This window comes from Magnetospirillum sp. WYHS-4 (genome assembly GCA_039908345.1).
Classification (GTDB): Bacteria; Pseudomonadota; Alphaproteobacteria; order Rhodospirillales; family GLO-3; genus JAMOBD01.
Window position 1 is genome coordinate 59274 of sequence record JAMOBD010000004.1, and the last position, 17839, is coordinate 77112.

Annotated in this window: 15 protein-coding genes; 8 read left to right on the plus strand and 7 right to left on the minus strand. The window is 66.3% G+C overall.

Annotated elements, in window-relative coordinates:
* Nucleotides 1–71 precede the first annotated feature (71 nt).
* The 6 genes from H7841_02850 to gcvT form a co-directional block, all read right to left on the minus strand.
* Nucleotides 72–668, minus strand: a complete 597-nt coding sequence (locus H7841_02850) for a response regulator (GenBank protein ID MEO5335822.1) — start codon at nucleotides 666–668, stop codon at nucleotides 72–74.
* A gap of 1 nt (nucleotide 669) precedes the next feature.
* Nucleotides 670–2202: an ATP-binding protein gene (locus H7841_02855; GenBank protein MEO5335823.1), complete on the minus strand. Its 1533-nt coding sequence runs from the start codon at nucleotides 2200–2202 to the stop codon at nucleotides 670–672.
* A 121-nt stretch (nucleotides 2203–2323) separates the two neighbouring features.
* A complete protein-coding gene (gcvPB, locus tag H7841_02860; protein MEO5335824.1) occupies nucleotides 2324–3817 on the minus strand; it encodes an aminomethyl-transferring glycine dehydrogenase subunit GcvPB in 1494 nt (497 codons plus the stop codon).
* A complete protein-coding gene (gene gcvPA, locus H7841_02865) occupies nucleotides 3817–5151 on the minus strand; it encodes an aminomethyl-transferring glycine dehydrogenase subunit GcvPA (protein ID MEO5335825.1) in 1335 nt (444 codons plus the stop codon). The genes gcvPB and gcvPA overlap by 1 nt, the downstream gene beginning before the upstream one ends.
* Nucleotides 5151–5519, minus strand: coding sequence for a glycine cleavage system protein GcvH (gcvH, locus tag H7841_02870; GenBank protein ID MEO5335826.1), 369 nt, complete (start codon nucleotides 5517–5519; stop codon nucleotides 5151–5153). Before gcvH ends, gcvPA begins: the two co-directional genes overlap by 1 nt.
* 18 nt (nucleotides 5520–5537) lie before the next feature.
* Entirely contained in the window at nucleotides 5538–6578 is a 1041-nt protein-coding gene (gcvT, locus tag H7841_02875; protein ID MEO5335827.1) for a glycine cleavage system aminomethyltransferase GcvT, read from the minus strand.
* Between the two features lie 549 nt (nucleotides 6579–7127).
* Between gcvT and H7841_02880 the strand changes: the two genes are divergently transcribed.
* The 8 genes from H7841_02880 to H7841_02915 all read left to right on the plus strand — a co-directional run bounded on the left by H7841_02880 (nucleotide 7128) and on the right by H7841_02915 (nucleotide 16953).
* A complete protein-coding gene (locus H7841_02880; protein MEO5335828.1) occupies nucleotides 7128–8681 on the plus strand; it encodes a flagellar hook-basal body complex protein in 1554 nt (517 codons plus the stop codon).
* A gap of 14 nt (nucleotides 8682–8695) precedes the next feature.
* Nucleotides 8696–9985, plus strand: a complete 1290-nt coding sequence (locus H7841_02885) for a flagellar hook-basal body complex protein (protein MEO5335829.1) — start codon at nucleotides 8696–8698, stop codon at nucleotides 9983–9985.
* A 260-nt stretch (nucleotides 9986–10245) separates the two neighbouring features.
* Nucleotides 10246–11370, plus strand: a complete 1125-nt coding sequence (locus H7841_02890) for a flagellar basal body P-ring protein FlgI (protein MEO5335830.1) — start codon at nucleotides 10246–10248, stop codon at nucleotides 11368–11370.
* Nucleotides 11370–11702: a rod-binding protein gene (locus H7841_02895; GenBank protein ID MEO5335831.1), complete on the plus strand. Its 333-nt coding sequence runs from the start codon at nucleotides 11370–11372 to the stop codon at nucleotides 11700–11702. Before H7841_02890 ends, H7841_02895 begins: the two co-directional genes overlap by 1 nt.
* Nucleotides 11689–12138, plus strand: a complete 450-nt coding sequence (locus H7841_02900; protein ID MEO5335832.1) for a hypothetical protein — start codon at nucleotides 11689–11691, stop codon at nucleotides 12136–12138. The genes H7841_02895 and H7841_02900 overlap by 14 nt, the downstream gene beginning before the upstream one ends.
* Before the next feature lie 28 nt (nucleotides 12139–12166).
* The gene (gene flgK, locus H7841_02905; GenBank protein ID MEO5335833.1) at nucleotides 12167–14353 is read left to right on the plus strand and encodes a flagellar hook-associated protein FlgK; all 2187 of its coding nucleotides are present in this window, start codon (nucleotides 12167–12169) and stop codon (nucleotides 14351–14353) included.
* 34 nt (nucleotides 14354–14387) lie between these two features.
* Complete coding sequence (locus tag H7841_02910) at nucleotides 14388–15791, plus strand: hypothetical protein (protein ID MEO5335834.1); 1404 nt, start codon at nucleotides 14388–14390, stop codon at nucleotides 15789–15791.
* Nucleotides 15792–15801: 10 nt separating this feature from the next.
* Nucleotides 15802–16953, plus strand: coding sequence for a glycosyltransferase (locus H7841_02915; protein MEO5335835.1), 1152 nt, complete (start codon nucleotides 15802–15804; stop codon nucleotides 16951–16953).
* 56 nt (nucleotides 16954–17009) lie between these two features.
* On the opposite strand, the gene H7841_02920 is transcribed toward H7841_02915, so the two are convergent.
* Nucleotides 17010–17498 (minus strand): nucleoside deaminase, encoded by a 489-nt coding sequence (locus H7841_02920; GenBank protein ID MEO5335836.1) that lies wholly within the window; start codon nucleotides 17496–17498, stop codon nucleotides 17010–17012.
* Between the last annotated feature and the right edge of the window lie 341 nt (nucleotides 17499–17839).

Sequence of the window (17839 nt, forward strand, 5' to 3'; positions counted from 1 at the left end):
CTCGCGGAGCTGGGCTTGCATGTCCCTGAGTCTGGACTCGTCGGGCCCGAGGCCGATATTGGTAGATTTGCTTACTCCGTCTCGCAAGCCAGTCGCACCAGATCGACGATGCTGTTCGCCTTGGCCTTGTCCATGATGTGGGCACGATGGACGTCCACGGTGCGCGGACTGATGTCCAGGATGGCGCCGATGGCCTTGCTGGAATGGCCGGCGACCAGCAGGTCCAGGATTTCCCGCTCACGCGCCGTCAAGGCGGTGAAACGCGCACCCTGCGACGAGAAGCGTGCCAGGGTGGCGGGGCCGCGGGCCAGGGCATCCCCAAGGCTGGCTATCAGCACCTCGTCGCGGAAAGGCTTCTCGATGAAATCGACGGCGCCCGCCTTCAACGCCGCCACCGCCATGGGAACGTCGGCATGTCCGGTGATGATGACCACTGGCAGGGGAATGCCGCGCCGGGCCAGTTCATGCTGGAGTTCGATGCCACTCATGCCCGGCATGCGGACGTCGGCGACGATGCAGCCTCGCCAAGCCGGCTCGTAGGCTTCCAGGAAAGCCAGCGCCGACGCGAAAGTGGACACCAAGTAGCCGGCTGCGCTCAGTTGCATGTCCAGGGCGTCGCGGACCGCCTCGTTGTCGTCGATGACGAAGATCATCTCCTCGGCCGGCATGTCAATCTTCCTTTCCTTCCGCCTGCGGCAGTGTGAACTTGAAGATAGCCCCGCGGTGCGGGTTGGATTCGGCCCAAAGGCGTCCGTCATGGGCCTCGATTATTGACTTGCTCAGCGACAACCCCAGTCCCATGCCGGCCGCCTTGGTGGTGACGAAGGGTTTGAAGAGATGCGGCAGGATTTCCGGAGCGATTCCGGGACCATTGTCGCGCAGGCCGAATTCGATCCGGTCGCCGGCCGGTGCCGCCGAGACCTCGATCATTCCACCGGCGACACCCGATCCCAGGATCGCCTGGTGGGCATTGCGCAGCAGGTTGAGGATCACCTGGACGATCTGGGTCTTGTCGCAGAGTACCCGAGGCAGGGCCGGCGGCACCAGGGCGTGGATGACCACGCCACTGGCCGTGATCTCGGCGCCGGCCAGACGGATCGCGTCGTCTACCAGTTCCTCCACCGCCACCGTCTCGACCCGGATATCGCCCTTCTTCATGAAATCCCGCAGGCGGCGAATGATATCCCCGGCTTGCTCGATTTGGTCCAGGCCCTTGGTGAACGCGACGACGGCCTTGTCGGTGTTGGGCTTGGCGCCGCCCAACAGCCGCAGGCCCGCCTCGCCATAACTCATAGCCGCGGTCAGGGGTTGATTGAGTTCGTGAGCAAGACCGGAGGCCATCTCCCAGCCAATGTTCAGCCGGAGCACATGGGCCAGTTCGGTCTGGCGGGCCTTCAACTTCTCCTCGGTGGCCCGTCGCTCGCTGACGATGGCACCCAGGGCAAGGCCGGTGGCCGCCAGGGCGAGCATCCGCACCTGCAGTTCGATGATCGCATCAGCCCGGTGCACGACGATCAGATGGGACACCATCAATCCGACGAAAGTTGCAGCCAAGGCGGCTGCGGCACCTGCCACGCCGTGACGAGCGGCGATCCAGGCGAAAGGCAGGAACAGCAGGTAGAAGAAGCGGATCTCCTCGTTGACGAATTGGCCGAAGACTTCCCATCCGAGCAACACCAGGCTGGCTACCTGGGCCACCGTCTCCAGGGACGGCCATCTCCGCCAGGGGGCGATGCCCTGGCGCAGGAGGATCGGGATCAGCGGGAACACCGCTACTCCGGCCACCGTCTGGGAAAAGAACAGGCCCGTCATGGCCGCCATGCGGTCCGCCGGCAGGAGAAAGAGGCCCTGGGCAAGCGCCGCCAATGCGGAGGCGCTCGCGACGATTCCAAACAGCGTCAGCACGTCGCGAGGGCGGTCGAGGCCGCCGTTGAAGCGGCGGCGCCGCATCGCGAGTCCCGCGGCACCGAACGACAGGGCCTGCAAGGCCCCTTCCGCCGAGGCTCCTCCCAGCCCGACCAAGTTCGCCAGGAAGGGGGCCGCCAAGGCGATGGGCAGGACCATCGTGCCCAGGCGATGCGTTGCGGCCAGAACCAGGGCGGGCAACAGGCTCCACGGCGCGGCCGGCGAGGAACCGATGCCGGCGGCCAAAAGATAGATGGCGAGGAAAATGGCACTGCCGACCAAGTCGTTCCGCTTCATCGCAACGCCTCCCCGAAGCGGCCGTCGGGCCGGCGCCAGATGGCGTCGGTGAAGGTACCGCCCCGGTCGATCCAGAACCGCCAGCCGCCGGGTTGTCCGTTCATGGCCGGAACGCAGATATCTAACCTGCCGCTTCCCGCCACCGCAGCACCGGATTCCTCGCGGCGGCGATTTCGTCCAGGCGGCGGCGGGGCGCCAGGCGGGGGGAATCCTTGAAGGCCTGAGTCTCGCCCTTCCTGGCGCGGCGGGCCAGTTCCTTCACCACCCCGGCGAACTGGTCGATGCCTTCCTTGGTCTCGGTCTCGGTAGGCTCCATCAGCAGGGCGCCGTGCACCACCAGGGGGAAGTACATGGTCATGGGATGGAAGCCCTCGTCGATCAACGCCTTGGCGAAATCGAGGGTGGAAACTCCGGTGTCCTTGAGGAACCGGTCGTCGAACAGGGCCTCGTGCATGCAGGGCCCCGCGAAGGACGGCGACAGGTCGTCTTTCAGCAGCGCCAGCAGGTAGTTGGCGTTCAGCACCGCGTCTTCCGCCACCTGCTTCAGGCCGTCGCCGCCCATGCTCATCATGTAGGCGAGCGCGCGGACGATCACCCCGAACTGGCCGTGAAAGCCCTTCACCCGGCCGAGCGGCGCGCCGGCGGCGTCTTCCGCCCGCTCGATCAGGCGATAACTGCCGTCCGCTTGGCGCACCACGTGGGGCAGCGGCGCGAAGGGCGCCAGTTCGGCCGACAGCGCCACCGGTCCGGCCCCCGGACCGCCGCCGCCGTGAGGCGTCGAGAAGGTCTTATGCAGATTGAGGTGCATGCAGTCGACGCCCAGGTCGCCCGGCCGCACCTTGCCGACGATGGCGTTCATGTTGGCGCCGTCGCAATAGAAGAAGGCGCCGGCCCCATGGGTGGCCGCGGCGATTTCCAGGATCTCGTCTTCGAACAGGCCGCAGGTGTTGGGATTGGTGACCATGATGGCGGCCACCCCTTCGTCCAGTTCGGCCTTCAGGGCGGCCAGGTCGACGCGGCCCCGCGCGTTGGCCGGAATCGACTGGATGCCGTAGCCGCAAAGATGGGCGCTGGACGGATTGGTGCCGTGGGCCGATTCCGGCACCAGCACCCGGCGGCGGGCGTCGCCGCGCGCTTCCTGCGCGGCGCGGATGGTCATCAGGCCGGCCAGTTCGCCATGCGCGCCGGCCGCCGGCGACAGGCAGAGGCCGGGCAGGCCCACGATCGCCGCCAGCCAGCGCGCCCCGGTCTCCAACAGTTCCAAGGCGCCCTGTACGGTGCTTTGCGGCTGCAGGGGATGAAGCTGGGCGAGGCCCGGCAGGCGGGCCAGCTTCTCGCCCATCCGCGGGTTGTGCTTCATGGTGCAGGACCCCAGCGGATAGAAGCCGGCATCGATGGCATAGTTCTTCTGCGACAGGCGGGTGTAATGGCGCACCGCCTGCGGCTCGGACAGGCCGGGCAGGCCGACGGGGGCCTTGCGGGCCTTGCCGCCTAAGCGGTCGGCGATGGCGGGCGGCTCGGGCAGGTCGACTCCGGTGCGGCCTTCGTGGCCTTGCTCGAAGATCAGCGGCTCTTCCATCTGGAGGCCGCGGTTGCCGGTCAAAGTTCCGGGCATCACAGCACCTCCTTCAAGGCGGCGGCGAAGGCGTCCATGTCGGCTTCCGAATTGGTTTCCGTGGCGGCCACCAGCAGCAGGTCGTCCAGGCCGGGCAGCAGACGGGACACGGGCACGCCGCCCAGGATTCCCCTGGCCGCCAGGGCCTCGACCGCCGGCGCCGCGGGCCTGGGCAGGCGGAGGGTGAATTCGTTGAAGAAGGTCCGGTTGACCACCTGGACGCCCGGCACGGCCGCCAGCCGGTCGGCCAGGGCGATGGCGGCGGCATGGTTCAGGCGGGCCAGGCGGGCCAGGCCCGCTTCGCCCAGGAGGGTCAGGTGCATGGTGAAGGCGAGCGCGCAAAGCCCCGAGTTGGTGCAGATGTTGCTGGTCGCCTTCTCGCGCCGGATGTGCTGTTCGCGGGTGGACAGCGTCAGCACGTAGCCGCGCCGGCCGTCGGAGTCCGCCGTCTGGCCGACCAGGCGGCCGGGCATCTGGCGCACATAGGATTCCCGGGTCGCCATCAGGCCCACGTAAGGACCGCCGAAGTTCAAGGGATTGCCCAGCGACTGGCCCTCGGCGACCACGATGTCGGCGCCCATGGCGCCCGGCGGTTCCAAGGCCCCCAGGGCGACGATCTCGGCCACCGCCACCACCAGCAGCGCTCCCCGGGCGTGGCAGGCTTCGGCCAGGGCCGCATAGTCGCGGATGTGGCCGAAGAAGGAAGGATACTGCACCACCACGCAGGCGGTGGTCTCGTCGATGCGCCCCGCCAGGTCCTCGGCGCCCTGCCAGTCGGGCGGGGCGGCATCGAGGACGAGGCCGATGAAGCGGCCGTTGGTCGCCATCGTCTCGCGCCAGTGGGGATGCAGGCCGCCGGAAACGACGACCTTGTTCCGCTTGGCGATGCGTGCCGCCATGGTCATCGCTTCGGCGCAAGCGGTGGCGCCATCGTAGAGCGAGGCGTTGGCGACCTCCATGCCGGTCAGCAGGGCCACCTGGGTCTGGAACTCGAACAGGTACTGCAGGGTCCCCTGGGAGACCTCGGGTTGATAGGGCGTATAGGAGGTGAGGAACTCGCCCCGCTGGATCAGATGGTCCACCGCCGCCGGGATGTGGTGGCGATAGGCCCCGGCGCCCAGGAAGCTGGGGGCGCAGGCCGGCGTCAGGTTCTTCTGGGCCAGGGTGGCGAAGGCCCGTTCGACTTCCATCTCGCCCTGGTGGGCCGGCAGGTCGAGGGGCCCGGCCAGGCGTGCGGCGGCCGGGACGTCGCAAAACAGGTCATCCACGCCGGCCGCGCCGATGGCGCCCAGCATTGCGGCGCGATCGGCGCCGGTCAAAGGCAGGTAGCGCATCAGAGGGTTCCGACGTAGGCCTGGTAGGCGGGTTCGTCCATCATGCCGTCCAGTTCGGCAGGATTGGCCAGTTCGATCTTGAAGAACCAGCCCCCCCCGAGCGGATCGGCGTTGACCTTGGCAGGATCATCGGCCAGGGCCGGATTGCCTTCCAGGACCCGGCCGGAGACCGGCGCGTAGACCTCGCTGGCCGCCTTGACCGATTCGACGACAGCGGCCTCATCTCCTTGCTTCAGCGACTTGCCGACCGAGCCGACCTCGACGAAGACCACGTCGCCCAACTGGCCCTGGGCGTAGTCGGTGATGCCGACCGTGCCGACCTTGCCGTCGACGCGGATCCATTCGTGTTCCTTGGTGAAGCGGATCATGGTCCGGACCCTCCTTGCTCAGGCTCTATGATAACGGTGCGGCGCGAACGGCAGCTTGACGACGCGTCCGGGCAGGGCGCTGCCCCGCACCACGAACCGGACTTCGCTTCCATCTCCGGCCGCTCCGGTCTCGACGTAGCCCATGGCGACGGGGCCGCCCACGGTGGGGCCGTAGCCGCCGCTGGTGATCTCGCCGATCCGGCGCCCTGCCGCGTCGGTGACCTCGGTATGGGCGCGGGCCGGGGCCTTGCCTTCGGGGCGCAGACCCACCCGCTTGCGGGCGGGGCCGGTCTTCAACTGGTCCAGGATGACCGCGGCACCGGGAAAGCCGCCCTGTTCCCGCCGCCGCTTGCCGATGGTCCAGGCGAGCGCCGCCTCGATGGGAGTCGTCGTGGTGTCGATGTCGGAGCCGTAGAGGCAGAGCCCCGCCTCCAGGCGCAAGGTGTCGCGGGCGCCCAGGCCCACCGGGGCCACCTCGGGCTGGGCCAGCAGGCGGCGGGCCAGGGCTTCGGCCCTGTCGGCCGGCACCGAAATCTCGTAGCCGTCCTCGCCCGTGTAGCCGGAACGCGACACTTGGCAGGGGATTCCGTCCACAGTCAGGTCGCGGGCGGTCATGAAACCCATCGGGATGGCCTCGGGCGCCAAGCGGCCCAGCACCGTGGCCGCTTCCGGCCCCTGCAGGGCCAGCAGGGCGCGGTCGGACAGGATCTTCAGCGTCGCCCGCCCTTCCAGCCGGTGCGCCATGTGGGCGAAGTCCTGATCCTTGCAGGCGGCGTTGACCACCAGGAACAGACCGTCGCCCCGGCGGGTGACCATCAGGTCGTCCAGGATTCCGCCCGCCTCGTTGGTGAACAGGGTGTAGCGGATGGCCCCGTCGGCCAAGCCCAGCAGGTCGCCGGGCACCAGGGTTTCCAGGGCGGCGGCGGCGTCCGGGCCGGTCAGTTCGGCCTGGCCCATGTGGGAGACGTCGAACAGGGCGGCCCGCGCCCGGCAATGCCGATGCTCGGCGATGATGCCCGCGTACTGCAGCGGCATGTCGTAGCCGGCGAAAGGCGTCATGCGGGCCCCCAGTTCCACATGAAGGGCGTGCAGCGGGGTGCGCAGGACGTCGGACAAGGGGCTCTCCCAGGCATGAAGGGGGCGAATCGCCCCGGATCGGGTCACTCGTTCGGCAGGGAGCCCAGCGGCGCAAACCCCTACGGCGGCCCAGGGGAAAGGGGATCGGCGCCTCCCTCGGGTCCACAGTTTAACGACTCCGCCTCGTAGGTCAACGGCCGAGGAAAGGCCCGGGGAAGGAAAGAGCCGGCGACCGGATCTACTATCCGATCGAGGTGTCGGGCATCTTCGTGGTCCGCATCCTGCACGACGCCATGGATGCCCCCGCCTTCGCCGCGACCGATCTTGCGGCTCCTCAGCATCTCCATTCCAATTGTTTTCGACAGGGTCTTCCGGCCCGAGGCGCTGGGCAGGATTTGCCCGGCGGTGCCGGCCGGGCGGCAAAAGCGGCCGCCTGGCGCCATGCTGGAACGACGTTATTTCAACGGGTTGCCGGAAAGATCGACTGGCATCCCTCTTGCTTGAAGACAGGTGACCGCAAAGGAGGTTGCGATGAGCATGTATGGAGCCTTCAACGCCAGCACCCTGGGCATGAAAGCCCAGAGTCATGCGTTGAACGTCCTGGGCGACAATATTGCCAACATGCGCAGCGGCGGCCACAAGCGCACGGATGTGAACTTCTCCTCCCTGATCGGCCGGACCAGCGCCGGCGGCCAAGCCTACGGCGGCGTCAAACCCGACGACGTGATGCGGATCAGCCTTTCGGGCCTTACCCAGGCGACGGACCGCGATCACGACGTGTCGATCAGCGGCCGGGGCTTCTTCGTCCTGAACACGGCCCTCGACGGTTCGGGCGAGACCCTCTACACCCGTGACGGCAGCTTCGACGTCACGGTCACCGGCACCACCACCACCACCGCCGAAGACGGCAGCACCATCACCGTGCCCACCGGCTACCTGACCGACAAGAACGGCTACTATGTCCAGGGATGGGCGGCGAATGCCGACGGCACCTTCACCACCACCGGCGCCACCTCGGCCATCCGGGTCGATACCTATGCCTTCAACAACGCCGGCCAGGGCACCACCGACGCCAGCCTCAACCTGAACCTCGATGCCGTCGCTCCCTTGGGAGACGAATACACCTACGACGTGGATGTCTACGATTCCAACGGCGCCCGGCGAACCCTGCAATTCCAGTTCACCAAGCAGAACGCGGTCAACACCTGGGAAATGGACTTGGTCGTGCCTTCGGCCACCGACCATAGTTTGACGCCGGGCACGACGAACACGACGCCGCTGACCAGCGGCGCCGGCGCGGCGACGGAAATGGTCTTCGATGCCCTCAACGGCACCCTGACCGCTCGCGCCGCCGGCGGGGGCGCGACCGTCGCCGGCTTCTTCCCGGCGGGGCAGGAATACATCACCATTTCCGGATCGGGCGACAACGACGGCATCTACCGGATCGGGTCGGTCTCGGCGGACGGCTCGCAGTTGATCCTGGACGAGCGGACGCCCCTTCTGGGGACCAGCGCCACCGATACGGCCGACATCGACTACACCCTGGCGACCACCACCAACACGCTGACCTTCGACACCTACGGCGCGCTGACCAGCACCTCGCCACTGACCTACACGGTGACCTGGGACGATGGCGCCACCAGCGACGTGAGCCTCGACATTTCGGAGATGACCCAGTTCGGCGGCCTCTACAACCCGGTCTCCTATATCAAGAACGGCTACGCGGCGGGCGACATGGTAGGGTTCAAGTTCGATGCCACCGGCCATATCGTCGGCTCCTTCGAGGACGATACCCACCGCGCCCTCTATCGCCTGCCCTTGGCCGTGTTCTCCAACCCCGATGGCCTGGAAGCGAAGAACGGCATGACCTTCGCCGAAACCGACGCCTCGGGCTTTGCCACGGTAGTCCTGCCCGGCGCGGACGGCGAATCGGTGCTCAATCCGGGTACCGTCGAATTTTCCAACGTCGACATCAGCGAACAGTTCACTCGCATGATTATGACGCAGACGGCCTACAACGCCTCGTCCCGGGTCTTCCGGACGGTGGACGAGACGACGCTCACCGCCCGCGATCTGGTGCGGTAGGCAGGAGGGATACCATGACCATCTACGGCGGCTTCTCCATCCCCACCTACGGCATGCAGAGCCAAGCCTATGCCCTGGACGTGATCGGCAACAACGTCGCCAACGTCAACACGGGCGGCTACAAACGGACCGACGTGCGCTTCGAGACGGTGCTCAGCGACAGCTACCGCTCGACCGGCTACAGCGAGGAACGCAAGTCCGGCAACGTCCAGTCCGACATCAACGGGACGCGGCCCAAGGACTACATGCGCATCAGCACCCAGGGCCTTATCACCGCCACGGACAACAACCTGGACCTGGCGATCAACGGCGACGGATTCTTCATCCTCAACACGGATGTCGACGGGTCGGGGACCACCTACTACAGCCGCGACGGCGCCTTCGAGACCAAGATCAACGGTACGTCCTCGGCCACCGCCGACGACGGCAGTACGATAAACGTCAGCACGGGCTATCTGGTCGACAAGAACGGCTACTACGTGATGGGCTGGGAACCGGATGCCGACGGAACCTTCAGCGATACAGGCAGCCTGACCGCCCTCCGGGTGGATCAGTTCGCCTTCACCGATACCGGCATGGCCAGCACCGAGGCCCGCCTCAACATCAACCTGGACGCCGCAGACGATACCGGCGGCACTTTCACCTACAACGTCGACATCTTCGATTCGGAAGGCGATAAGCGTTCGGTCGCCATGACCTTCACCAAGGATGCGACGGTCAACCAATGGACGGCGAGCGCATCCACCGGGAACGCGCTGGACACCGTGAATTCGGTGGCGACGACCATGACCTTCGATTCCTTCGGCCAACTCACCGCCGGCAGCCCCTTCTCCATTGATATCGCCTGGTCGGACGGCGCCACCAGCCTGGTCAGCCTGGACCTGTCCGAGTGCACCCAGTATGCCGGCGCCTACAATCCGGTCAGCTACTGGAAGGACGGCTATGTCGCGGCCGACATGACAGGTATCAACTTCGATACCGAAGGCCATGTGGTGGGTACCTTCGAAGACGATTCACACCGCAGGGTCTACAAGGTCGCCCTGGCTTCCTTCGTCAATCCGGACCAGCTCCAGGCCATGCCGGGCATGACCTTCAAGGTGACCGAGGATTCCGGCGACGCCACGGTCTTCGCCGCTTCGTCCGACGGGCGGGCCTCCTTCACCCCCAACGCCCACGAACTGTCCAATGTCGACTTGGCCGACCAGTTCACCAAGTTGATGCTGACCCAGACGGCCTACAACTCGTCCGCCACCGCCTTCAAGACCATGGACGAAATGATGCAGGACGCGAAGGCGCTCAAGTAGGGAAGCCCGGACTCCCAGTCCATGGGCCGGTCCCGGCGGGGCCGGCCTTTTACGTTTCCGCTTCCTACCCGGCAAGTTCTGCCCGCCATCCCTCCCCCCTTTGCCGGCCATGGGGTGCCCCCCATATGGTTAACCAGGTGTAAAACCTTTTCTGGTCAACTGGTTATCGCCTCGCTTCGCTTGGCATGGAAATCGCACCGCTTGGGCCGGACGAACCTCTCCGGGCCATCCGGAAAGAACGGAAAAGAAAGCTCAAAGCCATGTTCGGGACACCACGCCAGACCTTGACCGCCTCGCTTCTCCTCGCCGTCCTGCTGCTGACGGCCGCCGCCGCCCAGGCCGCCTCGCGGCTCAAGGACATCGTCGACATCGAAGGCGTGCGCGAGAACCAACTGGTCGGCTACGGCTTGGTGGTGGGCCTGGACGGCACCGGCGATACCCTGAAGACCGGCCATTTCACCAAGCAGAGCCTGCAAGCCATGCTGAACCGCCTGGGCGTCAAGCCCACCGACGGCGGACTGGATTCCAAGAACGTCGCAGCGGTGATGGTCACCGCCAAGCTACCCGCCTTCGCCCGCCAGGGTGCGCGCATCGACGTGACCGTCAGCGCGCTCGGCGATGCCAAGAGCCTTTTGGGCGGCACCCTGCTGGTCACCCCCCTGATGGGCGCGGACGGCGAGGTCTATGCGGTCGCCCAGGGCCAGGTCGCGGTCAGCGGCTTCAAGGCCACCGGTCAGGCCGAGACGGTCACCAAGGGCGTGCCGACCAACGCCCGCATCGCCAGTGGGGCCATCGTCGAGCGCGAGGTTCCCTTCAAGATGTCCGACATGCAGATGGTGAAGCTGAACCTGCGCAACCCCGACTTCACCACCGCCCGGCGCGTTTCCCAGGCGATCAACGCCTTCCTGGGCGTGCCGGCCTCGGTGCCCAACGACCTGTCGACGGTGAGCATCCGGGTTCCCGAACACTATCGCAGCAATCTGGTCGCCCTGATCACCGATATCGAACAGCTCAAGGTCGAACCCGACCAGTTGGCCCGCGTGGTCATCGATGAACACAGCGGCACCATCGTCATGGGCGAGAACGTGCGCATCTCGACGGTCGCCATCGCCCAGGGCAACCTGACCATCCGCATCACCGAGACTCCGCAGGTCTCGCAGCCCGGCCCCTTCGCCCAGGCCGGCACCACCACGACCGTTCAGCGCACCGACATCCAGATCGACGAAGGCGCCGACAAGCGGCTGGCGGTGCTGGACGGCGGGGTCAACCTGCAGGACTTGGTCAACGGCCTGAACGCCCTGGGCATCGGTCCGCGCGACATGATCACCATCCTGCAGGCCATCAAGGCAGCGGGCGCCCTGCAGGCTGAAATCGAGGTGATGTGATGGCCGACATGAATTTCGCCGCCGAGGCCCGCAACGCCCTGGACCGCAGCCGCCAAGGGGCGCCGTCCGTGGCCCAGAAGATGACTCTCGAAAAGGCCCGCAAGACGGCGCAGGATTTCGAGACCTTCTTCCTTGCCGAGTCGCTGAAGCCCATGTTCGAGAATCTGGACGCCGAGGAACCCTTCGGCGGCGGCCATGCCGAACAGATGTGGAAGAGCATGCAGGTCGACGAATACGCCAAGGCGATCTCGAAGCGCGGCGGCGTCGGAATCGCCGATGCGGTACTGGAACAGATGGTGCGGATGCAGGAGAACAGCCATGGACGCCAATGAAAAGGTACAGGACATGATCGTCATCACCGGCCATTTGGCCGACCTGCTGGAAAGGGAAAACGCGGCTCTCAAGGCCCATCGTCCCGGCGAGGTCAAGGCCATGCTGGAGGAGAAGACCAAGCTGGCGCGCGCCTACGAGGTCGGTATCAAGGGCCTGCGCGACGCCCCGTCCTCCCTGGCCGGCGCCGACGAGGACCTGCGCGAGCGGTTGCGCTTGCTGGCCCGGCGCATGGAGGAACTGATGGCGGAGAACGCCCGTCTCCTGAAGATGGCCATCACGGTCGGCCGCCGGGTGATGGAATCCTTCGCCATGGCCGTGAAGTCCGTGGATACCGGAGCCGGCACCTACGCGGCGTCCGGTTCCATCGCCATGCGAAAAAGCGGTCGCCGCTCCGCCCCCCGTGGACCGGCAGTGACCATCAACCAGTCCCTGTAACCCAGGGGCTCCGCGAAGGAGATTCGACATGGCGTTGTCATCGGCAGGGTCGGCGACCCTTACCCTCGCCCTGCACACGACCCAGAGCGGCCTGCAGGTCAACCAGAGCGCCCTGGACGCGGTGTCGCAGAACATCGTCAACGTCAATTCCGAGGGCTACTCGCGCAAGGTCGTGCAGATGGAACAGCGGGTGGTCAACGCCACCGGCGCCGGCGTGCAGATCGGCGAAGTCACCCGCCGCGTCGACGAATACCTGCTGAAGAGCCTGCGCCTGGAGACCAGCACCATGGAGCAGTATTCCGTCCAGACCGACTACTACGACCGTCTGCAGGACCTGTTCGGGGCGCCGGGGGACAATACCTCGCTGTCCCACACCATGGCGGAATTCGCCGCCGCGCTGGAAACCCTGTCGACCCAGCCCGACAAGACCGCGGACCAGAGCGAGGTGGTCCGCCAAGGCCAGCGCCTGACCGAACAACTCCGCGACATGAGCGAGGACGTCCAGGAACTGCGCCAGCAAGTCGACAAGGCGATCAGCGACACGGTCGAGCGCATGAACTCCCTGATTTCCGAAGTCGGCGACCTGAACGACAAGATCATTCGCAATTCGGCAGTCGGTCTGGATGTGTCTGACCTGCGCGACAAGCGCGATCTGGCGATTACCGAACTGTCAGGATATGTCGACATCCGCTACTTCGCCCGCAGCGACGGCGATGTGGTCGTCTTCACTTCCGGCGGACGCACCCTGGTCGACAACGTCCCGGCGACCATGAGCCATGACCCCGCGGCGGTCGTCAGCGCCACCTCCACCCATGCCGAGGGCGACCTGGGCGGGATATACGTGGGAACGGAAGTCGCGGAGAACGATCTCACCAACGAGATCCGCGACGGCAAGATCAAGGGGCTCATCACCCTGCGCGACGAGGTGCTCACCGGCCTGCAGAGCCAGCTCGACGAATTCGCCGCGGAACTGCGCGACACCGTCAACCAGATCCACAATCGCGGCGTTGCCTATCCCGGCGCCCAGGAACTCTCCGGCACTCGTACCTTTGTCGACTCCACGACGTCGACCCTCACCTTCAGCGGCACCACCGACACCCGCCTGGTACTGACCGACGCCAACGGCACCCAGACGGCGACCACCACGGTGCGGACCCTGATCGGCGGCGCCTCCGACACCATCGACAACATCGCCGCCGATATCGAGACTTGGCTGCAGGCCAATGCCGGCGCCGGCAGCACCTGCGAGGTGGGGACCGACGGCAAGCTGTCCATCACCCTGGGAGACACCACGAAGTACCTGGGCCTGCGCGACGAGACATCGTCGGTCGCCGGCAGTACCCACCAGGACTCGACGGTCACCTTCGACGTCAATGCCGACGGTGTCACCGACGAGACCGTCGCCGGCTTTTCCTTCTTCTTCGGCCTGAACGACTTCTTCGACGATGGCCTGACAGACAACATCTGGGAAACCGACAGCCTGGCGAGTACCTACAAGTTTTCTACCGCCCAAACCTACGCCTTCCGCGACAGCACCGGGCAGATGGCGTCGACGGTCACCATAGCCGTCAACGACACCGTCGAGGACGTGGTGACCAAGATCAACAACCTGGGCATCAACGTGGTGGCAGCGGCGGTTCCCGACGGCACCGGCTACCGGCTGCGCATCTCCAGCGAGAACGGGGCCGGAATCAGCATCTACCGGACGGCGGCGGGCAACGACCCCTTGAGCGGCGCCAACCTCAAGATCGCCGACGTGCGCGTCTCGTCCGCCATCACGGTGCGCGACGACATCGTCAGCCAGCCGTCCCGCGTGGTGCGCGGCGCCTTGCAGTGGGACGCCGACCGGGGCGTCGCCGGCGAATATCTCACTTCGGCGGCGGACGAGGAAATCATCCAGGCCCTGGCCGAACAACTCACGTCGACCAACGCCTTCGATGCCGCCGGCGGGCTTTCGACGACGACGCTCACCTTCTCCCAGTACTCGGCCAATATCGTCTCCTATGCGGCGGAACTGGCCGACAAGAACAGTTCCAGCGGCGAGTACCAGACCAATCTGGCCGAAAGCCTGTCCAACAAGGCCAGCACCATCAGCGGCGTGAACCTTGACGAGGAAATGGCGCAGCTTATTCTATACGAGCAGGCCTATTCCGCCGCCGCGCGCGTCATCACCGTGATCCAGAGCATGTTCGACGCCCTGGATCAGGCGGTATAGTAGACAACGGGACCGTCTAGAAAGGAGGTACCCGATGGGCATCGACCGGATCGCCACCCGCGCTTCCAACGAGTTGTTGAATGCGCGCATCCTGAAGCTGCAGGCCACGCTGGCCGACCAGCAGATGCAGGTCGCCTCGGAAAAGAAGTCGCAGACCTATCAGGGCATCGCCCTCGATTCCCAGCGTCTGCTCAACATGGAGAACGAGCGGCGGATGGCCGACCGCTACGTGACCGTCAACGAAGTGATGGATGTCCGCATCCAGACCACCACCGCCATCGTCCATGGCATCCAGTTGGACGGCGAGGAAGCGCCATCGGGCGGCATCAAGCAGATCATCCAGGATTTCCGCACCCAGTTGGTGGAGTTCCAGGGGGGATCGCTGACCAACGAACAGCGCGTGCTGAACATCCAGGAACGCGCCATCGAAGCCATGAAAAGCATGGAGATCTTCCTCAACGAGGAAGTCAACGGCCAGTTCCTGTTCGGCGGGACCAGCACCCAGACCCAGCCAACGGATCTGAACGCCGATTCCCTTGCCAGCTTCCAGGCCACCTACGACGGCATCGGCCGCATGTATCCTTGGACCCGCGACGCCCACGTGGACAGCGACCTGACCACGACGGCGGCGACGACCGGCGCGCTCACCACCGTCTGGAACAACGGCGGCACCGCCGACGACGGCACCGACGATACCGGCACCATCACGGCCGCCACCGCGGGGACCTTGTCGTCCATCCCGGTCGGCTCCCTGGTGACCATCACCGGGGGCGTCAACGACGGCAAGACGGTGACCGTGACCGCCAATACGGGAACCGTCATCAGTTTCGCCGGGACGGTGACGCCGGCCGGCGGCACGGCCAGCTTCACCGTGGCGGTCCCCGAGGATGTGGCCGATTCGGGCGGCGCGGAAGCCGGCGTAACCTTGTCGGTCAACAGCTACTATTCGGGGGACCGCGAGACGATCTCCCACCGCCTGACCCAGAATGCCAGCATGGACATCGAGATAAACGCCACCAATGCCGCCTTCGAGAAGGCGATCCGCGCCATGGGGATCATGGCCCAGGGCGTCTACGGCACCAATGGCGGCCTGGACCAGAACAGCGACCGGGCCGACGAGGCCTATTGGCTGCTCACCGCGGCGCTCAACATCACCAACACCGGGACGCCGCCCTACGGGGCCGCCGACCAGACGGGGACCAACAAGTACAACATCGAGCAACTCGAACTCGACCTGGGGTTCCACTCCATCCAGATCAGCGAAACCAATGTCCGGCTGAACGACTACATCAGCTTCCTCGATGAACGCACCGCCCGCATCGAGAACATCGACGACCTTGAGGTGATGACCAGCATCCTGGACAACGAAAACGCCCTGGAGGCTTCCTATCAGGTCTTCGCCCGGATAAAGCAACTCAGTCTGACGAAGTACTTGTGATCCCCAGCCCATGGGCCGCGTCGTCCTCTTCAAGGGCGTTTCCGATTACCTCAGCCTGAACACCATGGTGGAAGGCTTGGCGGCCGCGTTCGGTCGCCGGGGTTTCTCGCCTGCGATCCTCGACATGGCCGCCGCCGATTATCCCGACCGCATCCGCGCCACCCTGGCCGCTGGCGATACCGCGCTGTTCGTCAGCCTGAACGGCATCGGCCTGCCGCGCGAAGGCGGGACCTTTTTCGACCGGCGGGACGAACCGGTGGTCGCGCTGTTCGTCGACCATCCCATCTACCATCTGGACCGCCTGTCGGTTCGTCTCCCGAACCTTCATTTCGCTTTTCCCAGCCGATCCCACGTCGCCTTCTGCCGCCCCCTGCGGGCGTTGCATCTGCCGCATGCCGCGGAATTCCGCTCGCCAACCCCATGGGCCGCGCGGGACATTTCCGTACTTTATTGCGGTTCTCCCCTGGCCGCCGACCCGGAGGCGCAGCGTGCCGGCTGGCGTGCCCACGGGGCGCGGGCGGCGGCGGCCCTGGAAGCGATCGTGGCCGCCCACGACATCCAGCCGCGCGAGCCCCTGGAAACCGTCGTCGCCCGCATTCTCGGCCGGCCGCCGGAAGACCGCGAGGCCCTGCGTCCCTTCTTTCTCGCCGCCGACGCCTACCTGCGCAGCCGCATCAAGGTGGCGGCCATCGCCGCCCTGGCGGATGCCGGTATCGCGACGACGGTCTGCGGGCGCGGCTGGGAAGGATTGTCCGGCCGCCTGCGCCTTCTGGGCAGCCGGACGGCACCCGAGACCTTCGCCCTGATGGACCGCAGCCGTCTGGTTCTCAACCTTCTGCCGCCCTATTACGAGTCCCACGAAAGGGTCTTCCAGGCCATGGCATCCGGGGCCGTGGCGGCGACCACGCCCTCCGACCTGTGGGACGAAACCGGTGGCTTGCTGTCGCTGCCCTACGAACCGAAAGCCCTTGCGGCCGCCCTCGCCGACGCCCTGGCGGACGACGACCGGCTGGCGGCGACGGCCGGAGACGGCAGGGCGATCTTCCTGGCCGGCCACACCTGGGACCATAGAGTCGACGCCATCCTGGCCTTCCTGGCCGGCGAACGGGGATCGCCCGTCAGGCGCGCCCCGCGGGAGACTGTCGATAACAAATGGGAATGACCGGCTATTGATCCGGCGATACTTCCGACTCCATTGATGAGGGCGGAGTCGATGGTTCAATGCCGTCCGGCGGCACCATTTCCCCCCCGAATCCGGCGACGGTCGCGGAAGAAACCCCGCAGCAGGTCGCCGCAGCGTCCCTCCTGGATGCCGCCCACCACTTCCGGCCGATGGTGGCAGGTGGGCTGGGCGAAGAAGCGCGGGCCGTGCTCGACGGCGCCGCCCTTGGGATCGTAGGCGCCAAAGTAAAGGCGGCGCAGACGGGCGAAGGAAATCGCCGCCGCGCACATGGCGCAGGGCTCCAGGGTGACGTAGAGATCGCAGCCCTCCAGCCGTGCCGCACCGACCTGGGCCGCGCCCGCCCGGATCGCGAGTAGTTCGGCATGCGCCGTGGGATCGCCCAGTTCCTCGGTGCGGTTGCCGGCCCGCGCCAGAACCGCCCCAGTGGCCCCGTCCACCAGCACCGCCCCCACCGGCACCTCGCCGCGCATCGCCGCCGCGACCGCTTCGGCCAGGGCCTGGTCCATGTATCCCGGCCCCTTCATGGGAGCCGATCCCCGATCGGCCCTTCGACCGCCCGCCGCGGTTCAGGAAAACCCCGGACCGCCGCATCCACAGTGAAGTGAGAAGAAGTCATCGCAGTGGCCTGGCGTTCCGCTCGACATCGTCGCAAGAACGAGGCGGCCAGCAAAGGCGCGTGCGCAGGTCGGCATGGATACCCGTCGGTTCCTCGGCCTTCCCGCTACCCTCGCCGCGGATCACGTATTCGAAAACGCGCCCGCCCGAAACGCCCTGCCGGATTGCTTCCGATTGGCCCATGCCACCATTCCCAGGCGAACGCCCCATTATAGGCTCCACGCGGAAGCCGGACAACGGCAAGCGCCGG

Excerpts from the sequence above, each read along its gene's own strand:
- H7841_02850 (MEO5335822.1), bottom strand. The coding sequence starts at position 668 with ATGCCGGCCGAGGAGATGATCTTCGTCATCGACGACAACGAGGCGGTC.
- H7841_02855 (MEO5335823.1), bottom strand. The coding sequence starts at position 2,202 with ATGAAGCGGAACGACTTGGTCGGCAGTGCCATTTTCCTCGCCATCTAT.
- gcvPB (MEO5335824.1), bottom strand. The coding sequence starts at position 3,817 with ATGCCCGGAACTTTGACCGGCAACCGCGGCCTCCAGATGGAAGAGCCG.
- gcvPA (MEO5335825.1), bottom strand. The coding sequence starts at position 5,151 with ATGCGCTACCTGCCTTTGACCGGCGCCGATCGCGCCGCAATGCTGGGC.
- gcvH (MEO5335826.1), bottom strand. The coding sequence starts at position 5,519 with ATGATCCGCTTCACCAAGGAACACGAATGGATCCGCGTCGACGGCAAG.
- gcvT (MEO5335827.1), bottom strand. The coding sequence starts at position 6,578 with ATGACGCCTTTCGCCGGCTACGACATGCCGCTGCAGTACGCGGGCATC.
- H7841_02880 (MEO5335828.1), top strand. The coding sequence starts at position 7,128 with ATGAGCATGTATGGAGCCTTCAACGCCAGCACCCTGGGCATGAAAGCC.
- H7841_02885 (MEO5335829.1), top strand. The coding sequence starts at position 8,696 with ATGACCATCTACGGCGGCTTCTCCATCCCCACCTACGGCATGCAGAGC.
- H7841_02890 (MEO5335830.1), top strand. The coding sequence starts at position 10,246 with ATGTTCGGGACACCACGCCAGACCTTGACCGCCTCGCTTCTCCTCGCC.
- H7841_02895 (MEO5335831.1), top strand. The coding sequence starts at position 11,370 with ATGGCCGACATGAATTTCGCCGCCGAGGCCCGCAACGCCCTGGACCGC.
- H7841_02900 (MEO5335832.1), top strand. The coding sequence starts at position 11,689 with ATGGACGCCAATGAAAAGGTACAGGACATGATCGTCATCACCGGCCAT.
- flgK (MEO5335833.1), top strand. The coding sequence starts at position 12,167 with ATGGCGTTGTCATCGGCAGGGTCGGCGACCCTTACCCTCGCCCTGCAC.
- H7841_02910 (MEO5335834.1), top strand. The coding sequence starts at position 14,388 with ATGGGCATCGACCGGATCGCCACCCGCGCTTCCAACGAGTTGTTGAAT.
- H7841_02915 (MEO5335835.1), top strand. The coding sequence starts at position 15,802 with ATGGGCCGCGTCGTCCTCTTCAAGGGCGTTTCCGATTACCTCAGCCTG.
- H7841_02920 (MEO5335836.1), bottom strand. The coding sequence starts at position 17,498 with ATGAAGGGGCCGGGATACATGGACCAGGCCCTGGCCGAAGCGGTCGCG.